The organism is Streptomyces sp. NBC_00435 (assembly GCF_036014235.1).
Classification (GTDB): Bacteria; Actinomycetota; Actinomycetes; order Streptomycetales; family Streptomycetaceae; genus Streptomyces.
The window spans coordinates 4014813-4036611 of record NZ_CP107924.1 but is presented as its reverse complement, the minus strand read 5'-3'; the positions used below and the strand labels follow the sequence as shown (position 1 = coordinate 4036611).

Here is a 21799-nt window from a genome sequence, read left to right as displayed (position 1 = left end):
GCGTCGTCCATCTGAACTCGGCCTGCTCGGCCCGAGTCCGGCCAGCCGGGTGCCTTGGCCGCCTGGTCTGCGGTTCCCGGATTCCGTTCATCCGTAGCCCGTAGCCCGGTCCGCGGCTTCTCGGTTCGTCGGTTCCCCGGGCCCGCTGCCGGGTCTCCAGGCCCCCTTGTTCCCGGGCCGCGAGCTCCCCGGCTCCTGGCCCGTACGAGCCGGTCCCGCCATCAGCCCCGCACCAACGAGCCCCCGGCGACCACGCCGGCGCCCCGCGTCCGGGCCCGGCTGACTGGCGCTCAGGGCATCCAGGACCCCGGGGCGGGAACACCACAGCCCGGCGGAGCCACCCCGCACCCGGCAGAATTGGCCCCGTGCTGTACCGAATCCTCGGCATCACCGAGGGCCGTGACGAGACCCGCCACCGGCACCGCCACCCTCAGCGGCAGCTGATGACGGCGTCGGCCCAGCTCGCCAGGGTCGGCAGCCGGCCGTCCCCGGCGCGCTCCACGACCAGGCGCAGCGTCCTGTGCCCGGTGAGGGGGACGGACACGCTCGCCGCCGGGTCCCCGAAGCCCAGGGCCCCCGACTGCCACAGGCGCTGACCGTCCGCGTACACGGAGAAGCGCACCTCGCCGTCCGTGTACAGCGACAGCCCGTCCACCCCGGCCCGCGCGGAGAAGTTCACGCACTGCCGGTTGAGGGTGATCTCCACGGAGGAACGGGAGTTGACGGTGATCCCCTGCGAGAAGCGCTGGTCGCCGACCTTCAGCCCCCACCGCTGCCACACCCAAGTGCTCCGCCAGGTCTCGATCTCGGGGCCGTCGTGGTCCCCGTAGACGGAGTGGCCCAGGGAGGACAGCCGGAACCCCTGCGGGTCCCGCGGCGGCACGGGGGGCTTCGGCGTCGGCTCCGGGGTGGGGGTCGGCCTCGGAGCCGGCTTCGGACTCGGCGCGGACGAAGGCCGCTCCCGGCTCCGTGAGGGCTCCGGCACGGCCGGCGCGGCGGCCGGCGCCGACGGGGTCGTCGTCCCCCTCGGGGGCGGTACGGATCCCCGCGCGGGCGGCGGCTGCGCCTGCGACGGGCTCGGCTCCTGCGCGGCGGGGGCCGACCGGCGCGGCACCGGTGCGACCGGCGCGGCCATGCTCGGCGCGGGGTTCGCCCGGGCGGGCGGGTCGGCGTCGTCACCGGCCAGCGCGAACACCACCCCGGCGGCCGCGGCGACCACGACCCCGGCGGCGATGGCGGCCTTGGCAGGCAGCCCCAGCCCCTCCGAAGCCACGGCTCCGCCGACCCCACCGGACCCGGCCCCACCAGCGGCACCACCAGCGGCTCCAGCTCCAGCTCCGGCTCCAGCTGTCGACCCGCCCACGGCGGCCGCGGCCGCCCCGGCACCGCCCGCCGCGACGGCACCGCCGGCCACCACTCCGGCCGCCTTGGCCGCGTACCCGGCGGCGAACCACCCGATGACGGCGACCGGCAGCAGCGCGGGAATGCCCGCGTTGACGTCCTTGAGTTCCCCGGCGGCGAGCCGGCACTGGGCGCACTCCTCCAGGTGCTTGCGCAGCCCCCGCTCGGCCCGCATCCGCAGACCCCCGCGGGCGTACGCCCCCAGCCGGTCGGCGTACCGGGCGCAGTCGCCGCCCGAACTCAGCGCGGTGCTCACATGAGCCTGGAGGTATGCCTGCTTGAGGCCTTCGCGGGCCCGGCTGGCCAGTACCGCGGTGGCGTTGGCGCTCAGCCCGAAGAGCGGGGCGATCGCGCTCGGCGAAGCCTCCTCGACGGTGGTGTGCCAGAGCACGGCCTGCCACCGCTCGGGCAGGCTCCGGAAGGCCTGCATGGCGAGGGTCTGCTCCGCCTCGTGCATCGCCCGCACATCGGCGCCGAGTTCCAGGGTGTCGTCCCCGGTCAGCCCGACCGCGCTGTCGCCGGCTCCGACCGCCTGCTCCGCGAACAGCGCGAAGTCCTCGACCAGATGCTCCCGCTTCGCTGTTTTCGTCCAGGCGGCGGCGACGCGGCGCACGGTGGTCAGCAGGTAGGCGCGCACCGACTGGTCCGGACCCGCCCCGCCCCGTACGGCCTGGAGGGTCCGCGCGAACACCTCGGCCGTCAGATCGTCGGCGGTGTGCCCGTCGCGGCAGCAGGTGCGGGCGTAGCGGCGCACGGCGTCGGCGTGCCGGCGGAACAGCTCCGCGTAGGCGCCGTCGTCGCCACCGCGCATCCGGGCGATCAAGTCACCGTCGGACGGTGGCAGTTCGCCGCTCGAACCGGCGGCGTGGCGCCCGCCCGGTTCGCGCTGCGCCGGTACCTGCCGCGCGGGCAGGCTGCCCGACTCGACCTCGGCGCCGGTGCCACCGTGCGGCTCTTCCCGCCCGTCAACGCTCATCGCGGAAGCCCCCGCAGGACACACTCGAACCGGTACACCGATCCAGCGTGTCACACGGCGGATACGCGGTGGACCGCTCTCCACACCATCCACTCATCCGTGCAAGACCAGGCGAATCGCCGTACGCAGCCTCACCCGTTCGAGCGATCGGTCATGAGAGCGACCCGGTTGACGCCCGCGACCACACCAGCCGTCCCGCGCCGCCGCCGGGCCGGCACCACCGCCGCCGAGCCGGCACCACCCGGCCGGCACCACCCGGCCGGCGCACCCGGCGCGCACACCCCAGGCCGTGCCGCCCGCGAACCCAGAGGCCCGCGAGCCGCACCGACCCGGGCTACGCGGTCCGGGACCGCAGACCCTCGAGCAGGATGTCCAGCAGCCGGGCGGAAGCCGCCGCCTGCTGCGCCGCGTCCGGCAGCGCGGGCGCGGCCGTGGCTATCACCAGCAGCACATCGGCCACCGTGACATCCGTGCGCAGCTCACCGGCCTCCCGCGCCCGGTCCACCAGGCGGCCGACGACCTCCAGCAGCTCACCGGCGCCCGCGTCGTCCGAGGGCTCGTCCTCCAGCCCGGTCCGCGCGGTACCGACGACCCGCAGGTCGGGCGCCCCGCCGGACGCGACGGCCTGACGCTGGTGCGGAACCCGCGCGGCCTCCTCGTCGGCCCCGTCCTCGCCGGGCCCGCCCACCCGCAGCACCTGCGGCGGCAGCAGCCGTCCGGCGCCGGAGGCCACGGAGGTGCGCAGGAAGCACGACAGCGCCTGCCAGGGCTCCTCCTCCTGGCCGAGCGCGGTACGGGCCTGTTCCGTCAGCCGGGAGGTCTCCTCCTCGGCTATCCGGCGGACCAGGACGTCCTTGCTCGGGAACCGCCGGTAGACGGTGCCGACGCCGACCCGTGCGCGCCGTGCGACGTCCTCCATCGGAGCCCCGTAGCCGAGCTCCCCGAAGACCTCGCGGGCCGCGCGCAGTACGTGTTCGAGGTTGCGCTGTGCGTCGACGCGCAGCGGCGTGGAGCGGCCCACGCCGTGCGTGGTTGCGCCGCCCGCCATCAGTCGGCCGTGGCTGTCCGTCGCGGCCGCGGCCGACGACAGAGCGGTGGCAGAAGCATGGAAATCGGAAATGTGCATATGTTTCCCCCGGTAATCATTTGTCTCCCCCCGGAGACACTCCCCGCCTTCGTGTCGAGTGGGGCCACGGTCATGTGGGCCCTGGTCCTACTCTCGACGAGATACGAACATAGTTGAGCCAGAGTCAATTCAGAAGAGGCAGCCCCGGACGGACCACCGCCCGATCGGAGCATTCACCCCCACTTTTCCGTTCCAAGCCCCCGGAATCACCCACTCCGCACGGCCTGACCTGCGTACCTTCACCTCCATCAGCACCCCGGGACAACCCCGACCCGCCGACATCTCCGGTCACACAATTTGTCGGGGCTGTGGACAAACTCCCGGCCACGTTGCGTCATGGGATGGTGAAGGCTGCTAACTCCCGGGGCACGGCCCCCGGTACCCCGCCCCGCACGCGGATCCTGATCGTCGGCGGCGGCTACGTAGGCATGTACACGGCGCTCCGACTCCAGCGAAAGCTGAGAGCCGGCGAGGCCGAGGTCACGGTGGTCACTCCCGAGCCCTACATGACGTATCAGCCCTTCCTCCCCGAGGCGGCGGCCGGCTCCATTTCCCCGCGGCACGTGGTGGTCCCGCTCCGCCGCGTCCTCGCGAAGTGCCGCATCGTCATCGGCGAGGCGAGACACATCGACCACGCGAAACGGACGGCGACGGTCTCCACCCTCGCCACCTCCGAGGAAGGCGGGACCCCCGTCGAGATCGAGTACGACGAACTCGTCCTCGCCCCCGGTTCCGTCTCCCGCACCCTCCCCATCCCGGGACTCGCGGACTACGCCATCGGATTCAAGACCGTGGAAGAGGCCATCGGCCTGCGCAACCACGTCATCGAGCAGATGGACATCGCCTCCTCCACCCGCGATCCCGCCCTGCGCGACGCCGCCCTCACCTTCGTCTTCGTCGGCGGCGGCTACGCAGGCGTCGAGGCCCTCGGCGAGCTGGAGGACATGGCGCGCTACGCCGCCCGCTACTACCACAACGTCAAGCCCGAGGACATGAAGTGGGTGCTGGTCGAGGCCAGCGACCGGATCCTCCCCGAGGTCGGCCCCGAGATGGGCACCTACACGATCCGCGAACTGCGCCGCCGCGGCATCGACCTGCGCCTGGAGACCCGGCTCGAATCCTGCGAGAACCGCGTCGCCGTCCTCAGCGACGGCTCCCGCTTCCCCACCCGCACGGTCGTGTGGACCGCCGGCGTCAAACCGCACCCGATCCTCGCCGCCAGCGACCTGCCCAAGACCGACCGCGGCCGGCTGGCCTGCACCTCCTTCCTCACGGTCGAGGGCGTCGAACACGCCTGGGCCGCCGGGGACGCGGCCTCCGTCCCCGACATCACGGCCCCGGAGAAGGGGGTCGCCTGCGCCCCCAACGCCCAGCACGCCGTCCGCCAGGCCAAGGTGCTCGCCGACAACCTCGTATCGTCCCTGCGCGGCGGACTCCTCACCGAGTACGCCCACAAGTACGCCGGATCCGTCGCCTCCCTCGGCCTCCACAAGGGCGTCGCGCACGTCTACGGCCGCAAGCTCAAGGGCTACCCGGCCTGGCTCATGCACCGCGCCTACCACCTCAGCCGCGTCCCCACCCTCAACCGGAAGACGCGCGTGCTCGCCGAGTGGACGCTCTCCGGTCTCTTCAAACGCGAGATCGTCTCCCTGGGATCCCTCGAACACCCCAGAGCAGAATTCGAACTCGCCGCGGGTGGAGACCCCAAGGACCCTCCGAAGAAGAGCTGAGGCTGATGCTGTCAGTGCCGTCCGCCACACTGGACGTGTGACCATAGGTGGGCTCACACCTGCACAGAGTGACATCAGCGTGACATCCGAGTGCCACCCGATCGCCACCGAGTGACACAGCGACCACGAGCGACACCACGAGGCTTGAACGCAGTGAACTTCACGCGCTGGAGCGCCCGGTTTCCCGGAACGCAGCGTCGCGCCGCCGCCCGGTCCGAACACGCCGCCGCCCAGGCCAAACGGGGCGAGGGCTCGGTCCCGGCGGCCCGCGGCGCCGTCGGCCATTCCGCGACCTGCCAGGACGGCGGCCCCGCCGACCCCACGGTCCGCGGCACCGGCACCGGCTCGGCCACGGCCACCGCCACCGCCACCGTCACGGCCGCGACCGCCGCCGCGCGCGGTACGGGAGGCCCCGCGGCGCCCGTCCCCTCCCTCGACGAACTCTCCGTACGCGAGGTCCTCGGCCGCCTCCCGGCCCTCGTCGCCCTCGTGCACGGCCCCGAGCACCGCGTCGCCTACGTCAACGACGCCTACACCTCCGGCTTCGGCGCGCGCCCCCCGGGCGCCCCCGCGCACGTGGCCCTCCCCGAGCTCGGCGAGCTCGGCCTGCTCCCTCTCCTCGACCAGGTCCAGCGCAGCGGCAAGCCCCGTACCGCCAAGAACCGCAGCGCGCCCGGCGGCACCAGCTCGTACACGGTCACCTGCACCCCGGTCGAGTTCCCCAAGACGGAAGCCGCGCACGAAGCGGAGATCCACACCGGGGTCCTGATCCACCTCGCCGACGTCACCGACCACGCCGAGGCCGTGGAGCGGCTGCGGGCGAGCGAGCGCCGCCAGCGCGAGGCCGCCGTCACCCTCCAGCGCTCCCTCCTCCCGCAGGAACTGGAGCAGCCCGACGACCTGCGCGTCGCCGCGACCTACCAGCCCGGCGGCACCGAGGCCGCGGTCGGCGGCGACTGGTACGACGTCATCACCCTCGGCGCCGGCCGCACCGCCCTCGTCATCGGCGACGTCATGGGCCGCGGGGTCCGCGCCGCCGCCGTCATGGGCCAGCTCCGCACCGCCGTCCGCGCGTACGCCCGCCTGGACCTGCCGCCCCACGAGGTCCTGCAGCTCCTCGACGGACTGGCCGCCGAGATCGACGCCAGCCAGATCGCCACCTGCGTCTACGCCGTCCACGACCCCAACGAAGGCCTCCTCGCGTACGCCTCCGCCGGCCACCTCCCGATCCTGGTCCGTGACGAGGACGGCACCGTCCGCCGCGCCGCCGACCCCACCGGCCCGCCGCTCGGCACCGGCGGCTGGCTCCACACCTCGGGCACCATCGCACTGGGTCCCGGCTCCACCGCCGTCCTCTACACCGACGGCCTGGTCGAACGTCGCGGCGAGGACATCGACGAAGGCGTCGCCGCCCTGGAACGCGCCCTCTCCGGCGCCCAGGGCACCCCCGCCGTGATCTGCGACCGCCTGATGCGCGCCCTCGGGGTCGACGCCGACCACGACGACGACGTCGCCGTGATGGTCCTCCAGCAGCCCGCCCGCACCGGATCCGACGCCGAGCTCTTCCACAACGCCGCCCTCGAACTCCTCGGCGGCGTCGAAGCAGCCCCGCGCGCCCGCGCCTTCGCCCAAGGCGTCCTCGCCTCCTGGCGCTTCCCGGTGGAGCTGTGCGACCTGGGGGTCCTGGCCGCGAGCGAGCTCGTCGCCAACTCCCTCCAGCACGGCACCCCGCCCATGCGCCTGCGCCTGCGCCGCACCGACCGCCGCCTGATCATCGAGGTCACCGACGGGGACGACCACCTCCCACGCCGCCGCCGCGCCGAACCGGCCGACGAGACCGGCCGCGGCATCTCCATCGTCGCCACGATCGCCTCGGCCTGGGGCTCCCGCCGCACCCCGGGCGGCGGAAAGGCCGTCTGGTGCGAGTTCGCCCTCCCGGACAAGGACAAGTAGTCCGGACGCGCGGAAGGCCCCGGTCCACAGGACCGGGGCCTTCTGACTTACGCCTGCACCTCTATACCTACGCGCACACCTACGCGGGCACGGGCGCGGAGACCTTCGCGGGCTCCGCCGGCCCCGCCGACCCGGCCACAACCGTGCTCCGGGCCAGTGACGGGTTGTCCTGCAGCGGCGTCAGCTGCTTGCCGAGACGCAGCGCCAGTCCGGCGATGCCCAGCGAGACCACGACGAAGACACCGATGTAGAGCATCGGCAGCCCCGCGGCCAGCGGCACACCGAGCGGCCCGAGCGCCAGAGCCATCTGCTTGACCAGGGCGAAGGCCGAGTTGTACTGGCCCACGGAACCCTCCGGCGCCAGATCGGCCACCAGCGGCGCCAGGGTCGGCGACAGCATGGCCTCGCCGATGCCGAAGAGCGCGTACGTGGTGACGAACGCGGCCGCGGCCATGACCGCGCTGCCGTGTCCCAGCCCGGAGAAGGCGGCGATGATCCACGCGCCGGTCCAGATCAGGCCGACGAGCGCGATCACCCGGGACCGGCGGTGGTTCTCGACGAGCCGCAGCACGACGAACTGGGCCAGCACGATCGCGCCGGTGTTGGCGGCGAGCGCGAAACCGAGGGTGGAGGGCGAGATCCCGGCGGCCTCGGTACCGAAGGCGGCCAGACCCGACTCGAACTGTCCGTAACAGGCGAAGAAGAGGACGAAGCCGAGCACGCAGAACTGCACCATGGCCTTGTGCTCCATCAGCCGCTTCCAGCCGCCGCCCCGCTGCGCCGCGTCCTTGGCCAGCGCACTGCTGATGGCCGGCACCTGCGGCATCCGCACGGTGGCGATGACCCCGGCCAGGACCAGGAACATCACTGCCTCGATGCCGAAGAGCAGGGTGAAGCTGCCGGGACGGCTCTCGTCGACGATGAGCCCGCCGATGAGACCACCGATGCCCAGGCCCAGGTTCTGCATGAAGAACTGGAGGGCGAAGGCGCGGGTCCGGGTGGCGGGCGTGGAGCACCGCACGATCATCGTGGCCAGCGCCGGCTGCATGACGGCCTGACCGGCGCCCAGCGCGAGCGCGGAGAGCAGGATCGCGACCACGCCCGTGGAGAGCCCGAGCGACAGAGCCCCGAGCGACGCGACGACGGCCGCGCCGATGACGACGGGGACCGGGCCGCGCCGGTCGATCACCCGCCCGGTGAAGGGCAGCGCGAGAAGCGCACCGAGTGCGAACGTCATGAACGTTCCCGTCGCCCACATGGGGTCCAGCTCTCGCACCTTCGCCGCGTAGACGTAGAGGAACGGAACCGTGAAGCCGATACCGAACGCGGTCAACGCGTTCCCGGCCTGGATCCTCCGCATCGCAGCGCCCATCACCTTGGTCACTTCTCACCACCTTGATTGCTGAAGCTTGAAGACTTCATACCTAAAGTTCGATCCTTAACTCTACACACCGAAGGAGTTAGATGCCAACGGGCTCGTGCCATACTTCGGACCATGGGTGATACCCCCGACGGCACTGCGCCCGTCCACGAGCCGAGCCTCGACGAACAGATCGCCGTCTATCAGCGCGAGTTCCAGGACCTCGACCCCCAGGTCGAGAAGGTCGTCTCGGCCCTGAGCCGCCTGAACCGCCGGATGAACGTCGCGTACGGCCGCCAGACCGCCGCCCTGGGCATCAGCAACGCGGAGTGGGAGGTCCTCAAGGCCCTCGTGCTCTCCGGAGCCCCGTACCGGATGGGCCCCAGCGAGCTCGCGAAGCAGCTGGGCCTCACGCCGGCGGCGATGACCCACCGGATCGACCGCATGACGGCGGAAGCGCTGGTCACGCGCGAGCGGGACGAGAACAACCGCGTCCGTGTGATCGTGGAGCTCACCGCGGAGGGCCGCAGCAAGTGGCTGGACGCGATGCGCGCGGCGACGGTCTTCGAGGAGGAGCTCCTCCAGGACCTCTCCACGGCGGAGCGCGGGGTACTGGGCGACATGCTCACCCGCCTCCTGGACCGCGTAGAGGACCTCCAGTCCCCGCACTGAGCCCGGTACGGGTCCCGGGTTGACACAGGACTCGCGGATCCGTAAGGTTCTTCGAGTTGTCCCTGAGCCGAAAGGTTTCGGTGACAACGAATCCCGCCGCCTCGTTGCGGCACCCAACTCAGCACGATCTCCCACCGGGAACGTATTCGGCATGCCCGAATTCATTTCCGAAGGCCGATTATGAATCGCCCGGGAAATCCACTAGAGTTCGGGAGTCGGAAGGGCCCAACAGCCCGGAAGACAAACCCCGCTGACTGGGAGTCAGGCCCGAAAGAGTCTGATAGAGTCGGAGACACAAGAACGAAGGAAGCGCCCGGAGGAAAGCCCGAGAGGGTGAGTACAAAGGAAGCGTCCGTTCCTTGAGAACTCAACAGCGTGCCAAAAATCAACGCCAAAAGTTGATACCCCGTCCATTTCGGTGGATGAGGTTCCTTTGAAAAAGACCTGTGGGGTCGCGGCTTCGGCTGTGATGCTTGCAGGCAATTACACAGCGAGGATGCAGTGGACGGTCGGTCTTATTCCGACATGACTGTCCCGCTCTAAGTGCGTGTGCACCCGATTACGGGTAAACATTCATGGAGAGTTTGATCCTGGCTCAGGACGAACGCTGGCGGCGTGCTTAACACATGCAAGTCGAACGATGAAGCCCTTCGGGGTGGATTAGTGGCGAACGGGTGAGTAACACGTGGGCAATCTGCCCTTCACTCTGGGACAAGCCCTGGAAACGGGGTCTAATACCGGATAACACTCCTGCCTGCATGGGTGGGGGTTAAAAGCTCCGGCGGTGAAGGATGAGCCCGCGGCCTATCAGCTTGTTGGTGGGGTAATGGCCCACCAAGGCGACGACGGGTAGCCGGCCTGAGAGGGCGACCGGCCACACTGGGACTGAGACACGGCCCAGACTCCTACGGGAGGCAGCAGTGGGGAATATTGCACAATGGGCGAAAGCCTGATGCAGCGACGCCGCGTGAGGGATGACGGCCTTCGGGTTGTAAACCTCTTTCAGCAGGGAAGAAGCGAAAGTGACGGTACCTGCAGAAGAAGCGCCGGCTAACTACGTGCCAGCAGCCGCGGTAATACGTAGGGCGCAAGCGTTGTCCGGAATTATTGGGCGTAAAGAGCTCGTAGGCGGCTTGTCACGTCGGATGTGAAAGCCCGAGGCTTAACCTCGGGTCTGCATTCGATACGGGCTAGCTAGAGTGTGGTAGGGGAGATCGGAATTCCTGGTGTAGCGGTGAAATGCGCAGATATCAGGAGGAACACCGGTGGCGAAGGCGGATCTCTGGGCCATTACTGACGCTGAGGAGCGAAAGCGTGGGGAGCGAACAGGATTAGATACCCTGGTAGTCCACGCCGTAAACGTTGGGAACTAGGTGTTGGCGACATTCCACGTCGTCGGTGCCGCAGCTAACGCATTAAGTTCCCCGCCTGGGGAGTACGGCCGCAAGGCTAAAACTCAAAGGAATTGACGGGGGCCCGCACAAGCAGCGGAGCATGTGGCTTAATTCGACGCAACGCGAAGAACCTTACCAAGGCTTGACATATACCGGAAAGCATTAGAGATAGTGCCCCCCTTGTGGTCGGTATACAGGTGGTGCATGGCTGTCGTCAGCTCGTGTCGTGAGATGTTGGGTTAAGTCCCGCAACGAGCGCAACCCTTGTCCTGTGTTGCCAGCATGCCCTTCGGGGTGATGGGGACTCACAGGAGACCGCCGGGGTCAACTCGGAGGAAGGTGGGGACGACGTCAAGTCATCATGCCCCTTATGTCTTGGGCTGCACACGTGCTACAATGGCCGGTACAATGAGCTGCGATACCGTGAGGTGGAGCGAATCTCAAAAAGCCGGTCTCAGTTCGGATTGGGGTCTGCAACTCGACCCCATGAAGTCGGAGTTGCTAGTAATCGCAGATCAGCATTGCTGCGGTGAATACGTTCCCGGGCCTTGTACACACCGCCCGTCACGTCACGAAAGTCGGTAACACCCGAAGCCGGTGGCCCAACCCGTAAGGGAGGGAGCTGTCGAAGGTGGGACTGGCGATTGGGACGAAGTCGTAACAAGGTAGCCGTACCGGAAGGTGCGGCTGGATCACCTCCTTTCTAAGGAGCACAGTACCGATTGCAGACAAATGTTCTGCACGGTCAGCTCATGGGTGGAACGTTGATTAGTTGGCACGGTTTCCTTGATGGATCACAAGTACTGCTTCGGCGTGGAAAGTGACTCACTGATGGGGGATCGTGCTTGGCACGTTGTTGGGTATCTGAGGGTACGGCCGAAAGGCTGTCCTTCTGCGATGCCGGCCCCAGTGAACTTCATCTTCGGATGGGGGTGATGGGTGGCTGGTCGTTGCTTGAGAACTACACAGTGGACGCGAGCATCTGTAGGCCAAGTTTTTAAGGGCGCACGGTGGATGCCTTGGCACCAGGAACCGATGAAGGACGTGAGAGGCCGCGATAGGCCCCGGGGAGCTGCCAACTGAGCTTTGATCCGGGGGTGTCCGAATGGGGAAACCCGGCAGTCGTCATGGGCTGTCACCCACTGCTGAACACATAGGCAGTGTGGAGGGAACGCGGGGAAGTGAAACATCTCAGTACCCGCAGGAAGAGAAAACAACCGTGATTCCGGGAGTAGTGGCGAGCGAAACCGGATGAGGCCAAACCGTATGCGTGTGATACCCGGCAGGGGTTGCGCATGCGGGGTTGTGGGAATTCTTTTGATCGGTCTGCCGGCCGGTCGGCGAGTCAGAAACCGTTGATGTAGTCGAAGGACATGCGAAAGGTCCGGCGTAGAGGGTAAGACCCCCGTAGACGAAACATCAGCGGCTTGCTTAAGAATCTCCCAAGTAGCACGGGGCCCGAGAAATCCCGTGTGAATCTGGCGGGACCACCCGCTAAGCCTAAATATTCCCTGGTGACCGATAGCGGATAGTACCGTGAGGGAATGGTGAAAAGTACCGCGGGAGCGGAGTGAAATAGTACCTGAAACCGTGTGCCTACAAGCCGTGGGAGCGTCGCCGTTATTCTTCGGAATAACGGTCGTGACTGCGTGCCTTTTGAAGAATGAGCCTGCGAGTTAGCGGTGTGTAGCGAGGTTAACCCGTGTGGGGAAGCCGTAGCGAAAGCGAGTCCGAATAGGGCGATTGAGTTGCACGCTCTAGACCCGAAGCGGAGTGATCTAGCCATGGGCAGGTTGAAGCGGAGGTAAGACTTCGTGGAGGACCGAACCCACCAGGGTTGAAAACCTGGGGGATGACCTGTGGTTAGGGGTGAAAGGCCAATCAAACTCCGTGATAGCTGGTTCTCCCCGAAATGCATTTAGGTGCAGCGTCACGTGTTTCTTGCCGGAGGTAGAGCACTGGATAGGCGATGGGCCCTACCGGGTTACTGACCTTAGCCAAACTCCGAATGCCGGTAAGTGAGAGCGTGGCAGTGAGACTGTGGGGGATAAGCTCCATGGTCGAGAGGGAAACAGCCCAGAGCATCGACTAAGGCCCCTAAGCGTACGCTAAGTGGGAAAGGATGTGGAGTCGCAGAGACAACCAGGAGGTTGGCTTAGAAGCAGCCACCCTTGAAAGAGTGCGTAATAGCTCACTGGTCAAGTGATTCCGCGCCGACAATGTAGCGGGGCTCAAGCGTACCGCCGAAGTCGTGTCATTGCAGCTATAGGGCCAACGCCCGCTGTGATGGGTAGGGGAGCGTCGTGTGCCGGGTGAAGCAGCAGCGGAAGCTAGTTGTGGACGGTTCACGAGTGAGAATGCAGGCATGAGTAGCGATACACACGTGAGAAACGTGTGCGCCGATTGACTAAGGGTTCCTGGGTCAAGCTGATCTGCCCAGGGTAAGTCGGGACCTAAGGCGAGGCCGACAGGCGTAGTCGATGGACAACCGGTTGATATTCCGGTACCCGCTTTGAAACGCCCAATATCGAATCAGGCGATGCTAAGCCCGTGAAGCCGTTCCGGACCCTTCGGGGAAAGGAAAGTGGTGGAGCCGGCGGACCAGACTTGTAGTAGGTAAGCGATGGGGTGACGCAGGAAGGTAGTCCAGCCCGGGCGGTGGTAGTCCCGGGGTAAGGGTGTAGGCCGAGGGGTAGGCAAATCCGTCCCTCATATAAGGCTGAGACCTGATGCCGAGCCGATTGTGGTGAAGTGGATGATCCTATGCTGTCGAGAAAAGCCTCTAGCGAGTTTCATGGCGGCCCGTACCCTAAACCGACTCAGGTGGTCAGGTAGAGAATACCGAGGCGTTCGGGTGAACTATGGTTAAGGAACTCGGCAAAATGCCCCCGTAACTTCGGGAGAAGGGGGGCCATCACTGGTGATCGGATTTACTCCGTGAGCTGGGGGTGGCCGCAGAGACCAGCGAGAAGCGACTGTTTACTAAAAACACAGGTCCGTGCGAAGCCGTAAGGCGATGTATACGGACTGACGCCTGCCCGGTGCTGGAACGTTAAGGGGACCGGTTAGTCACATTTCGGTGTGGCGAAGCTGAGAACTTAAGCGCCAGTAAACGGCGGTGGTAACTATAACCATCCTAAGGTAGCGAAATTCCTTGTCGGGTAAGTTCCGACCTGCACGAATGGCGTAACGACTTCTCGACTGTCTCAACCATAGGCCCGGTGAAATTGCACTACGAGTAAAGATGCTCGTTTCGCGCAGCAGGACGGAAAGACCCCGGGACCTTTACTATAGTTTGATATTGGTGTTCGGTTCGGCTTGTGTAGGATAGGTGGGAGACTTTGAAGCCCCGACGCCAGTTGGGGTGGAGTCGTCGTTGAAATACCACTCTGGTCGTGCTGGATGTCTAACCTCGGTCCGTGATCCGGATCAGGGACAGTGTCTGATGGGTAGTTTAACTGGGGCGGTTGCCTCCCAAAAAGTAACGGAGGCGCCCAAAGGTTCCCTCAGCCTGGTTGGCAATCAGGTGTTGAGTGTAAGTGCACAAGGGAGCTTGACTGTGAGACCGACGGGTCGAGCAGGGACGAAAGTCGGGACTAGTGATCCGGCGGTGGCTTGTGGAAGCGCCGTCGCTCAACGGATAAAAGGTACCCCGGGGATAACAGGCTGATCTTCCCCAAGAGTCCATATCGACGGGATGGTTTGGCACCTCGATGTCGGCTCGTCGCATCCTGGGGCTGGAGTCGGTCCCAAGGGTTGGGCTGTTCGCCCATTAAAGCGGTACGCGAGCTGGGTTTAGAACGTCGTGAGACAGTTCGGTCCCTATCCGCTGTGCGCGTAGGAATATTGAGAAGGGCTGTCCCTAGTACGAGAGGACCGGGACGGACGAACCTCTGGTGTGCCAGTTGTCCTGCCAAGGGCATGGCTGGTTGGCTACGTTCGGGAGGGATAACCGCTGAAAGCATCTAAGCGGGAAGCCTGCTTCAAGATGAGTATTCCCACCTCCTTGAGAGGGTAAGGCTCCCAGTAGACGACTGGGTTGATAGGCCAGATGTGGAAGCCCGGTAACGGGTGGAGCTGACTGGTACTAATAGGCCGAGGGCTTGTCCTCAGTTGCTCGCGTCCACTGTGTTAGTTCTGAAGTAACGAACTGTGTCATATCCGGTTGGTTAACTTCATAGTGTTTCGGTGGTCATAGCGTTAGGGAAACGCCCGGTTTACATTCCGAACCCGGAAGCTAAGCCTTTCAGCGCCGATGGTACTGCAGGGGGGACCCTGTGGGAGAGTAGGACGCCGCCGAACAAATTTTATGGGGAAGCCCCGTACCAGGTAACTGGTACGGGGCTTTTCTGCGTTCAGGGGTTTTCTCCGCGTACCGGAACCGCTTCTCGGGCCCGTCCCGGTGCGGCTGGGTACGTACGAGGACGAGCACCTGATTGATCTGGTACCAGACGATCCCCCACCGCAGCCGCGTCTACCTGAAGCGCGTCAACCTCTGAGGGAGCCGTGCGGAGCGGTGGGCGGCGACTGCACACCCCGCCCTCGTACGAGCGGGCTGTCCACCTGGAGGCGCTTACGACGTGGTGCGCGGTAGGAGGTGATCGAGATGCTTCGGCCCATGGAGACGAGTGTGGATACGAGTGCGGGGGCGGACGGGATACGGCCGGGTCGTCCCATGGAATGGGCGCTGCGTTCGGCAGTGCCGGCGGATGTCGAGGCGATCGCAGAGCTGCGGGCAACGGTGATGCGCCCGGACCTGGAGCGGCTGGGACGGTTCGACGAGCATCGGGTCCGGCAGCGCCTGCGGGATTCCTTCTCCCCGCAGCACACGTCGGTCATCGTGGCCGATGGCGCCTTCGCGGGCTGCGTCACTGTGCGACCGGCCGAGGACGGGTGGTGGCTGGAGCACTTCTATCTCGCTCCGGCCTTCCAGGGCCGGGGGTTCGGATCGGCTGTGCTGCGAAGACTGTTGGAACGGATCGATGCCGGCGGCGTGCCCGTTCGCCTGAATGTGCTGCAGGGCAGCGCCGCCCGGCGGCTGTACGAGCGGCACGGGTTCGCCGTGGAGGTCCAGGACCCGATCGACGTCTACATGGTGCGACAGCCAGGTCCAGGCGCCCTCGGAACGTGAGGAGGATTGGGGGATGTTCGTGGATCGCGTCGTCCGCATGGGCCGGTACGTCCGCCTTGGCGCATCCTGCCTTCACCGGTATCTCCCGATCACATCTCGGTGATCTGGCCGAGGAGTTGGCCGGTGCCGGTCCCAGCGCGACCCGGTCTTCACCGACCCGATGCTGGCCACCCTGGTGCACCGCACCTGCGTACGGACCTCCTCGGCCTGGCCTGTGGCGGCGAGCTCGGGGGCGTGGACTTCCTGCAGTTCTTCGGCCAGGACGAGATCACCCGCCGTGAGATCGCCGTTTCCCAGCGGCATCTGGCGCGGGCGAGGTTCGAGCAGCAGGTCACCTTGGAGGAGTTCGTCTTCACCGTCTCCTCGAAGCTCCCACCCGCTCGGATCCGCGACCTCGGAGTCCTCCGCTGGCTCGATGCGGGCGGGTCGGACATCTTCTTCGGGCCGGTGGGGGTCGGAAAGACACACGTGGCCCAGGCCCCCGGTCCGCTAACGCCCAGCCCGGTCCACGTTCCAATCCCGCGGCAGGTCCTCGTCGCCGAAGACGCAGACGAAGTCCTCCTCCCGAACGATGTTCAGCTGCTTGCGGGAGGGACAGCGCCGGAACACCACCTCGTGGGTGAAGCCGGAAGGGCGCTCGATCCCGGCTGCGTCCAGAGCCTTCATGACGGCAGAGCACGAGCTGATGTCCGGGCAGAATCCGGTCGACTGGTTACTCACCTCAGCTACCACCCATTGCCCGGACTCCGGGCGGAAGCTCATCTCCCCGGCCCCCAGTGGACCCGGAATGCGGGATCACCCACCCCTGAACCGGCCGGGCAGATCCTGCCATGACGGCGGTCCTTCAATTCCAAGGAGCGCCATCATCCGTACGGTGGCGGCCTCGTACCCTGGCGCCATGGGCGAGGGCACGCGAGGGGGTGGGTCGAGTTGACGCACCAGGGCCTCCATGCGGGTGAGCGAGGTACCCGCGCGCGGTGCCTGCCGGAGACGTGGATGTGCGATGTCTTCCATCTCGACGGCAGCCTGAGGGACATTCGGGTCCTCGACACGACCCGCGTCGAGTGGATCGCCGTCCTCGAACGCCTGCGTGCCGTAGCCGACGAGACGGAGGTGGAGCACCCTTACCCCCAGCTCGATCCAGTGCATCCCGCCATCACCGACCTCTTCCGCGTCTGGGCAGACGAACCCGAGGGCGAGGGGACGAGTTTCGCCTTCCGGGCCCGCTTCGGTGCCGTGTGGTTCTTCGCCCTGCCCTTGTGGGAAGAAGAGGTCGAGTTCTCCGTCTGGCCCGAGGACGTCCTTGACGGGGCGGGGGTGGCTGCCCTGCTGCGGTTCCTGGTCGAGGTCGCGACGGCCAGTCAACGACAGGCCCTGCTGACCGGCGAGACCGTCCGGTATTACCCGGGGATGCTGACGTTGATCTCCCATGACCCTGCCGCCGGCATCACTTCCCACATCTGATCCCACATCTAAACGGTGTTGTGGACGTTCACGCCCTTCGGCTCTGTCGCAGATCCTGCGATGTCGCGCAGCCACGGATCTCTATCAGTTCCGCGGCGCCGGCCTGGGCTGCGGCTGCGAGATGGGTTGCCGCTTCCGCCCCGCTTGCCGGGGCGGAAGCGCAGCGGCGGTGGCACTGGACGCTCCCCGTGATGCTGGGCGGTTGAACTCGGCAGTCGCCCGGTGTGATGCCCTGGATACGGAACAGTGTTTTCCCCCTGTGGCTAGTGCGGTGACCGGGAGGGTTCGCCGGGTTGCTCGTTGTGCTGGTTGGAAATGAGTTCTCCGACCAGCGTGGGGAGGCGGGATGGCGAAACCGGTCCGGGTTCGCGGGCTGACGGAGCATGAGGGCCAGAAACTCCAGCACATCGTCCGGCGGGGCAGTACGAGTTCGGTGCGGTTCCGGCGGGCGATGATGCTGCTGGCTTCGGCCGGCGGCAGCACGGTCCCGGTCATAGCCCGGCTGGTCCAGGCTGACGAGGGCACCGTCCGCGATGTGATCCACAAGTTCAACGAGATCGGGCTCGCATGCCTGGACCCTCGCTGGGCGGGAGGCCGTCCCCGCCTTCTCGATCGTGACGACGAGGACTTCGTCGTCCAGACGGCCACCACTCGCCCGACCGTGCTGGGCAAGCCGTTCACCCGCTGGTCGATCCGCAAGCTTGTCGATCACCTGCGGCGCAACCGTGCCCGCCCCGTCCTGATCGGCCGGGAGGCCCTGCGGTGCTTACTGGCCCGCCGCGGGATCTCCTTCCAGCGCACGAAGACCTGGAAGGAGTCCCCGGATCCGGACTTCGACGCCAAGCTGGCTTGGATCGAGTACGCGATCAACGAGCGGCCGGACCGCACCTTCGCGTTCGACGAGTTCGGACCCTTGGGAATCCGCCCCACCGCCGGCTCTTGCTGGGCCCAACGGGCCTGGCCTGACCGCCTGCCGGCCACCTACCGGCGCACCCACGGCATCACCTACGTCCATGGCTGCTACTCCATCGGCGACGACCAGATGTGGGGGACCAACCGGCGCCGCAAAGGCATCGACCACACCTGGGCCGCGCTGAGAACGATCCGCGCGGCCCGCCCGGACGGCGCCCCGATCTACGTGATCCGGGACAACCTCTCGGCCCACCTCAACTGGAGAATCCGCAGGTGGGCGGCCCGCAACAAGGTCGAGCTGTGCTTCACGCCGACCTATGCGTCCTGGGCCAACCCCATCGAGGCGCACTTCGGACCGCTACGGCAGTTCACACTGGCCAACTCGAACCACCCCAACCACACCGTCCAGACGCGGGCCCTCCATGCCTACCTGCGCTGGCGCAACCAGAACGCCCGCCACCCCGACGTCCTGGCCGCCCAACGACGCGAACGCGCGCGCATCCGCAGCGAGAAAGGCATCCGCTGGGGCGGACGCCAGATAAAAGTCGCGTGACCGTACTTACGGCACCGGCAACACTGGCGCCATGACCGTTGAACGTGAGGCTCTTCAGGCCGACTGGAACCAGACCCGCGGCCATCTCGACGCCGCCCGGGCCCATCTCACGAGCCTGCCGAACATCGATCTCTCAGCGACACTGGAATTCCTGGAACACAACGAGCTGGGACTTGCCTTCGACTGCCTGGCCGATCTCGGTGACGACCTCGATCTGCCGCTCAGCTTCTGGCAGCACATGGACCGAGCAGCTCGTGAGATGCGGCTCTACAGCGATGCGCTGCACAAGCCTCACCTCACGACTGCCGACCTCTGCCGCCGCCACCTCGCCGCTGCCTCCGAGCAGGAGTGACGACCCGCCAACCCGGCGAACCTTCCCGGTCACAGCACTAGGCAGTCGGCTGGCCTCGCCCTCGAGTGAAGGATGGCCGTGCCAGCCCTTCGGTGAGGAGCAGATGTGGGCAGGGGGTCTCTCCAACGGGAGCTGGTGCGCACGCAGGACGAGGTGATCATCGAGGTCGCGTCGTAGGCCGTTGACCAGGGTGTGCAGGGCGACGCGGCGGCGCTCCGGGGCTGGTCTGGGCTGCGGCCGGGAGGCCGGCTGCCGCTTCCGTCCTGGTTGGCGGGGAGGTCTGAAGGCGCCGGTAGTAGCGGCGGAGGCACGGGAAGCACCCGGTGAAGCCGGGGAATGTCGTGACAGCCCTCCATCCAGCGGGCATGGAGGTGGGGCTTGTTGCTCGTCCAGCACGGACGTCGGCCAGTGGCTTTGGATTGGAGTTCGTCGAGGCTCACGGCGCGGGCGTAACCGCGGACGGCGGAGTGGTCCAGCCGCAGTGTCCGGCCGATCAGTGCCAGGGACTTCCCCTTGGCCAGCAGGGCCTGGACCGCCGCGTATCTCTCCGTCGTGCGGGCCACCGGACGCTGGGGCTGGCCGCTGACGTCGAGCGTGCCGTCCGGCGGGCCGAACGGCATGGGCAGCGGCCTGGACGACTCTGGCGTGACCAGGTCCCTCGCGATTGCCTCCGCCACGACTGTGGCCGCCGCGAACGCGGCTTGGATGCAACCGTGGTGAGACCCGACTGTGCTCTCCACCGCCTCCACGACGTTCCGCCACGGAGGCCAGGCATCGGCGACGTGCATCGCCTGCGGGCACCGTTTCGGGCCCCTTCCGACCAGGCGCCGGCCCGGTCCCGGCAGATCGCCTCACTTCAGGGTGGCGGCGAAGCCACGTGCCCAGCGGCTCGGTGTGCCGGCCAGGCGGGACGCCGACCGGTCGGCGGGCTTCCAGATCAACCAGGTCGTCGCGTAGCAGTCGCCACTTGCGCAGAGCGAAGTCGTCCACTCCCAGGAATCCGACGGCGCCAACTGGCGGCTGGGCAACCGAGTGGAACCGGGCGGGTCAGGGCCGGCAGCGCGACCTCGGCGCTACGGATACCCAAGTGCGCTGCCTGGCGGGCGCCGGGACGGCCCGCCAGGCAGAGTGATCGAGGCGATCAACGACCGCAGCAGCTTGCGTCTGCCGGGTGTGCGGCCCGGTCAGCCCCTCGATGCGCGCGGAGAACGTGATGGCCGGACACCGGCTGCTCAACATTTGAAGCGGCGCACAGCTAGGGCGTGTTTTAGAAGTTGCTGTTGTACTGGGTGGGTCGTCCGGGGAAGTCGCGGGTGGCCATCCAGATGGTGAGGTCACGGGCGATCTGGTCGATGCCGGTCTCGGTGGTGACCTCGTGTTCGCGGCGGGTGGTGTCGCGGCGGACGACCTCGTAGCCGCCTTCGTCCAGGACCGCGACCGAGGCGAACCAGGCCGGGTCGTCCTCGTCGGGCTGGATGACGACGAAGGTGTTGTCCGAGCCGTTGAGGTCGTCGATCAGCATGAACAGGGCGTCCTCGGACGGGTCCTCGATGTGGTCGCCGCTCTCGCTCTCGGCCCGGTAGTACGCAGCCCCCATCGGCCCTGTGTCCCCTCAACCCGCTGACCTGATCGCGGCCAGAATGACGCGCGGGACCGACACTCCCGGCAGGTCGATGAATACGCCTTGTCACCACGGACCCGCAACGGACGAACCAGTGGCCGGCCCGGGCCGAGGCGAGGGACCTGGATGGCTTCCAAGACGGCTCCGAACTGCGGGCTGTCTCCCCACTTCGTGGTCCAACCGCCGCGGGAACGGCCCAGGGCGTGATCGTCGGGTTCGGCCTGGCGGCCGCCCGGTGGTTCCTTCTGGGTTGGGCCGTCGCGCCCGGCACCGGCCGCGTGCTCATAGGCCCGGCAGATCGTGGAGTCGACGTTCACCCCCCAAGTGATCAGCCCGGCTTCGTCCGCCCGGGCCTGCAGCCCGGTCGGTACCGCCGACCAGGCACCATCGCGTTGCCAGCGACGGGAAAGCCCGTAGACCGTCTGCCACGGCCCGTATTCCGTCGGCAGATCACACCACGGGGCTCCAGCCCGCACCCGCCAGCGGATCCCGTCGATCAACCGCCGCCGACACACGACGGCCGGCCCAACACCGCGACCGGCAACAACGGCCCCGCCTCGTCGGACACCCCGCACGAAGCGTGATGACCCCGCCCATTCGCTAGATATCTGGCAGAACCGGAATACGGGACCGTCGACAGGTATCGCATCGCGCAGCGAGTACCGGAGCCCTGTACGGCGTCCGCCGCGTGCTGATCGCACGGACCGGCGTTGCTCTTAAGGCTCCTTCCTGCAGCTGCTGCTGACTGGCGGAGCCCTGGGCCAGGGGCTTGTCCATGGCAGCGCCGTGACGGGAGCGGCTGCTGGGGGAGGGGAGGAACGTGGGTGTGGCGTGCTGATTTTGACCCTGCAGGGGGCGTCATGTAGAGTCAAACGGTTGCCTGGAACTGGACAGTTCGGCAGCCAGCCCCCAAAGAAGCAATTCAGAGTGGGCACCCTCGACTCCTCATCCAGGAATCCGAAGCCGGGAAATCCGGTGGAAAACTTCTGATAGAGTCGGACTCGCCGGAAAGGGAAACGCGAAAGCGAAGAACTGGAAAGCGAAACCCGCTTCGACCGGGAATCGGACACGAAAGAGTCTGATAGAGTCGGAGACACAAGAACGAAGGAAGCGCCCGGAGGAAAGCCCGAGAGGGTGAGTACAAAGGAAGCGTC

The 21799-nt window shown here is 67.0% G+C and carries 13 protein-coding genes and 3 rRNA genes; 11 read left to right on the top strand and 5 right to left on the bottom strand.

The genetic code is table 11. The annotated features are described in order from the left end of the window. Positions 1 to 430: 430 nt before the first annotated feature. Positions 431 to 2377, bottom strand: a complete 1947-nt coding sequence (locus tag OG389_RS18460; RefSeq protein ID WP_328299586.1) for a sigma-70 family RNA polymerase sigma factor — start codon at positions 2375 to 2377, stop codon at positions 431 to 433. A gap of 334 nt (positions 2378 to 2711) precedes the next feature. Continuing rightward, the gene (locus OG389_RS18455; protein WP_328299585.1) at positions 2712 to 3503 is read right to left on the bottom strand and encodes a TetR/AcrR family transcriptional regulator; all 792 of its coding nucleotides are present in this window, start codon (positions 3501 to 3503) and stop codon (positions 2712 to 2714) included. Positions 3504 to 3844: 341 nt separating this feature from the next. Here OG389_RS18455 and OG389_RS18450 point away from each other — a divergent pair, with 341 nt between their 5' ends. Continuing rightward, positions 3845 to 5233: an NAD(P)/FAD-dependent oxidoreductase gene (locus OG389_RS18450; RefSeq protein ID WP_328299584.1), complete on the top strand. Its 1389-nt coding sequence runs from the start codon at positions 3845 to 3847 to the stop codon at positions 5231 to 5233. A gap of 153 nt (positions 5234 to 5386) precedes the next feature. Next, a complete protein-coding gene (locus tag OG389_RS18445; protein WP_328303893.1) occupies positions 5387 to 7186 on the top strand; it encodes an ATP-binding SpoIIE family protein phosphatase in 1800 nt (599 codons plus the stop codon). 79 nt (positions 7187 to 7265) lie between these two features. Here the strand turns inward: OG389_RS18445 and OG389_RS18440 are convergent, their stop codons facing one another. Next, positions 7266 to 8558, bottom strand: a complete 1293-nt coding sequence (locus OG389_RS18440; protein WP_328303891.1) for an MFS transporter — start codon at positions 8556 to 8558, stop codon at positions 7266 to 7268. A 123-nt stretch (positions 8559 to 8681) separates the two neighbouring features. Between OG389_RS18440 and OG389_RS18435 the strand changes: the two genes are divergently transcribed. The 9 genes from OG389_RS18435 (at position 8682) to OG389_RS18395 (ending at position 19024) form a co-directional block, all read left to right on the top strand. Continuing rightward, the gene (locus tag OG389_RS18435) at positions 8682 to 9218 is read left to right on the top strand and encodes a MarR family winged helix-turn-helix transcriptional regulator (protein WP_328299583.1); all 537 of its coding nucleotides are present in this window, start codon (positions 8682 to 8684) and stop codon (positions 9216 to 9218) included. Positions 9219 to 9790: 572 nt separating this feature from the next. After that, a 16S ribosomal RNA gene (locus OG389_RS18430) occupies positions 9791 to 11315 on the top strand. A gap of 284 nt (positions 11316 to 11599) precedes the next feature. Next, positions 11600 to 14723, top strand: a 23S ribosomal RNA gene (locus OG389_RS18425). A 73-nt stretch (positions 14724 to 14796) separates the two neighbouring features. Next, a 5S ribosomal RNA gene (gene rrf, locus OG389_RS18420) occupies positions 14797 to 14914 on the top strand. The 16S, 23S and 5S rRNA genes sit together here, the layout of an rRNA operon. A 373-nt stretch (positions 14915 to 15287) precedes the next feature. Next, the gene (locus tag OG389_RS18415; RefSeq protein ID WP_328303889.1) at positions 15288 to 15743 is read left to right on the top strand and encodes a GNAT family N-acetyltransferase; all 456 of its coding nucleotides are present in this window, start codon (positions 15288 to 15290) and stop codon (positions 15741 to 15743) included. Between the two features lie 234 nt (positions 15744 to 15977). Further along, positions 15978 to 16577, top strand: coding sequence for an ATP-binding protein (locus OG389_RS18410; RefSeq protein WP_328299582.1), 600 nt, complete (start codon positions 15978 to 15980; stop codon positions 16575 to 16577). Between the two features lie 162 nt (positions 16578 to 16739). Next, positions 16740 to 17207, top strand: coding sequence for a hypothetical protein (locus OG389_RS18405; RefSeq protein WP_328299581.1), 468 nt, complete (start codon positions 16740 to 16742; stop codon positions 17205 to 17207). A 346-nt stretch (positions 17208 to 17553) separates the two neighbouring features. Then, on the top strand, positions 17554 to 18672 hold the full coding sequence (locus tag OG389_RS18400) for an IS630 family transposase (RefSeq protein ID WP_328299580.1): 1119 nt from the start codon (positions 17554 to 17556) through the stop codon (positions 18670 to 18672). Between the two features lie 31 nt (positions 18673 to 18703). Next, a complete protein-coding gene (locus tag OG389_RS18395) occupies positions 18704 to 19024 on the top strand; it encodes a MafI family immunity protein (protein ID WP_328299579.1) in 321 nt (106 codons plus the stop codon). Positions 19025 to 20291: 1267 nt separating this feature from the next. Here the strand turns inward: OG389_RS18395 and OG389_RS18390 are convergent. Then, positions 20292 to 20621 (bottom strand): hypothetical protein, encoded by a 330-nt coding sequence (locus OG389_RS18390; protein WP_328299578.1) that lies wholly within the window; start codon positions 20619 to 20621, stop codon positions 20292 to 20294. After that, positions 20540 to 21121, bottom strand: a complete 582-nt coding sequence (locus tag OG389_RS18385) for a transposase (RefSeq protein WP_328303888.1) — start codon at positions 21119 to 21121, stop codon at positions 20540 to 20542. The genes OG389_RS18390 and OG389_RS18385 overlap by 82 nt, the downstream gene beginning before the upstream one ends. Between the last annotated feature and the right edge of the window lie 678 nt (positions 21122 to 21799).

Coding starts and splice junctions, on each gene's coding strand:
- OG389_RS18460 (WP_328299586.1), bottom strand. CDS start 2,377: ATGAGCGTTGACGGGCGGGAAGAGCCGCACGGTGGCACCGGCGCCGAG.
- OG389_RS18455 (WP_328299585.1), bottom strand. CDS start 3,503: ATGCACATTTCCGATTTCCATGCTTCTGCCACCGCTCTGTCGTCGGCC.
- OG389_RS18450 (WP_328299584.1), top strand. CDS start 3,845: ATGGTGAAGGCTGCTAACTCCCGGGGCACGGCCCCCGGTACCCCGCCC.
- OG389_RS18440 (WP_328303891.1), bottom strand. CDS start 8,558: ATGGGCGCTGCGATGCGGAGGATCCAGGCCGGGAACGCGTTGACCGCG.
- OG389_RS18435 (WP_328299583.1), top strand. CDS start 8,682: ATGGGTGATACCCCCGACGGCACTGCGCCCGTCCACGAGCCGAGCCTC.
- OG389_RS18415 (WP_328303889.1), top strand. CDS start 15,288: ATGGAATGGGCGCTGCGTTCGGCAGTGCCGGCGGATGTCGAGGCGATC.
- OG389_RS18405 (WP_328299581.1), top strand. CDS start 16,740: ATGTGCGATGTCTTCCATCTCGACGGCAGCCTGAGGGACATTCGGGTC.
- OG389_RS18400 (WP_328299580.1), top strand. CDS start 17,554: ATGGCGAAACCGGTCCGGGTTCGCGGGCTGACGGAGCATGAGGGCCAG.
- OG389_RS18395 (WP_328299579.1), top strand. CDS start 18,704: ATGACCGTTGAACGTGAGGCTCTTCAGGCCGACTGGAACCAGACCCGC.
- OG389_RS18390 (WP_328299578.1), bottom strand. CDS start 20,621: ATGGGGGCTGCGTACTACCGGGCCGAGAGCGAGAGCGGCGACCACATC.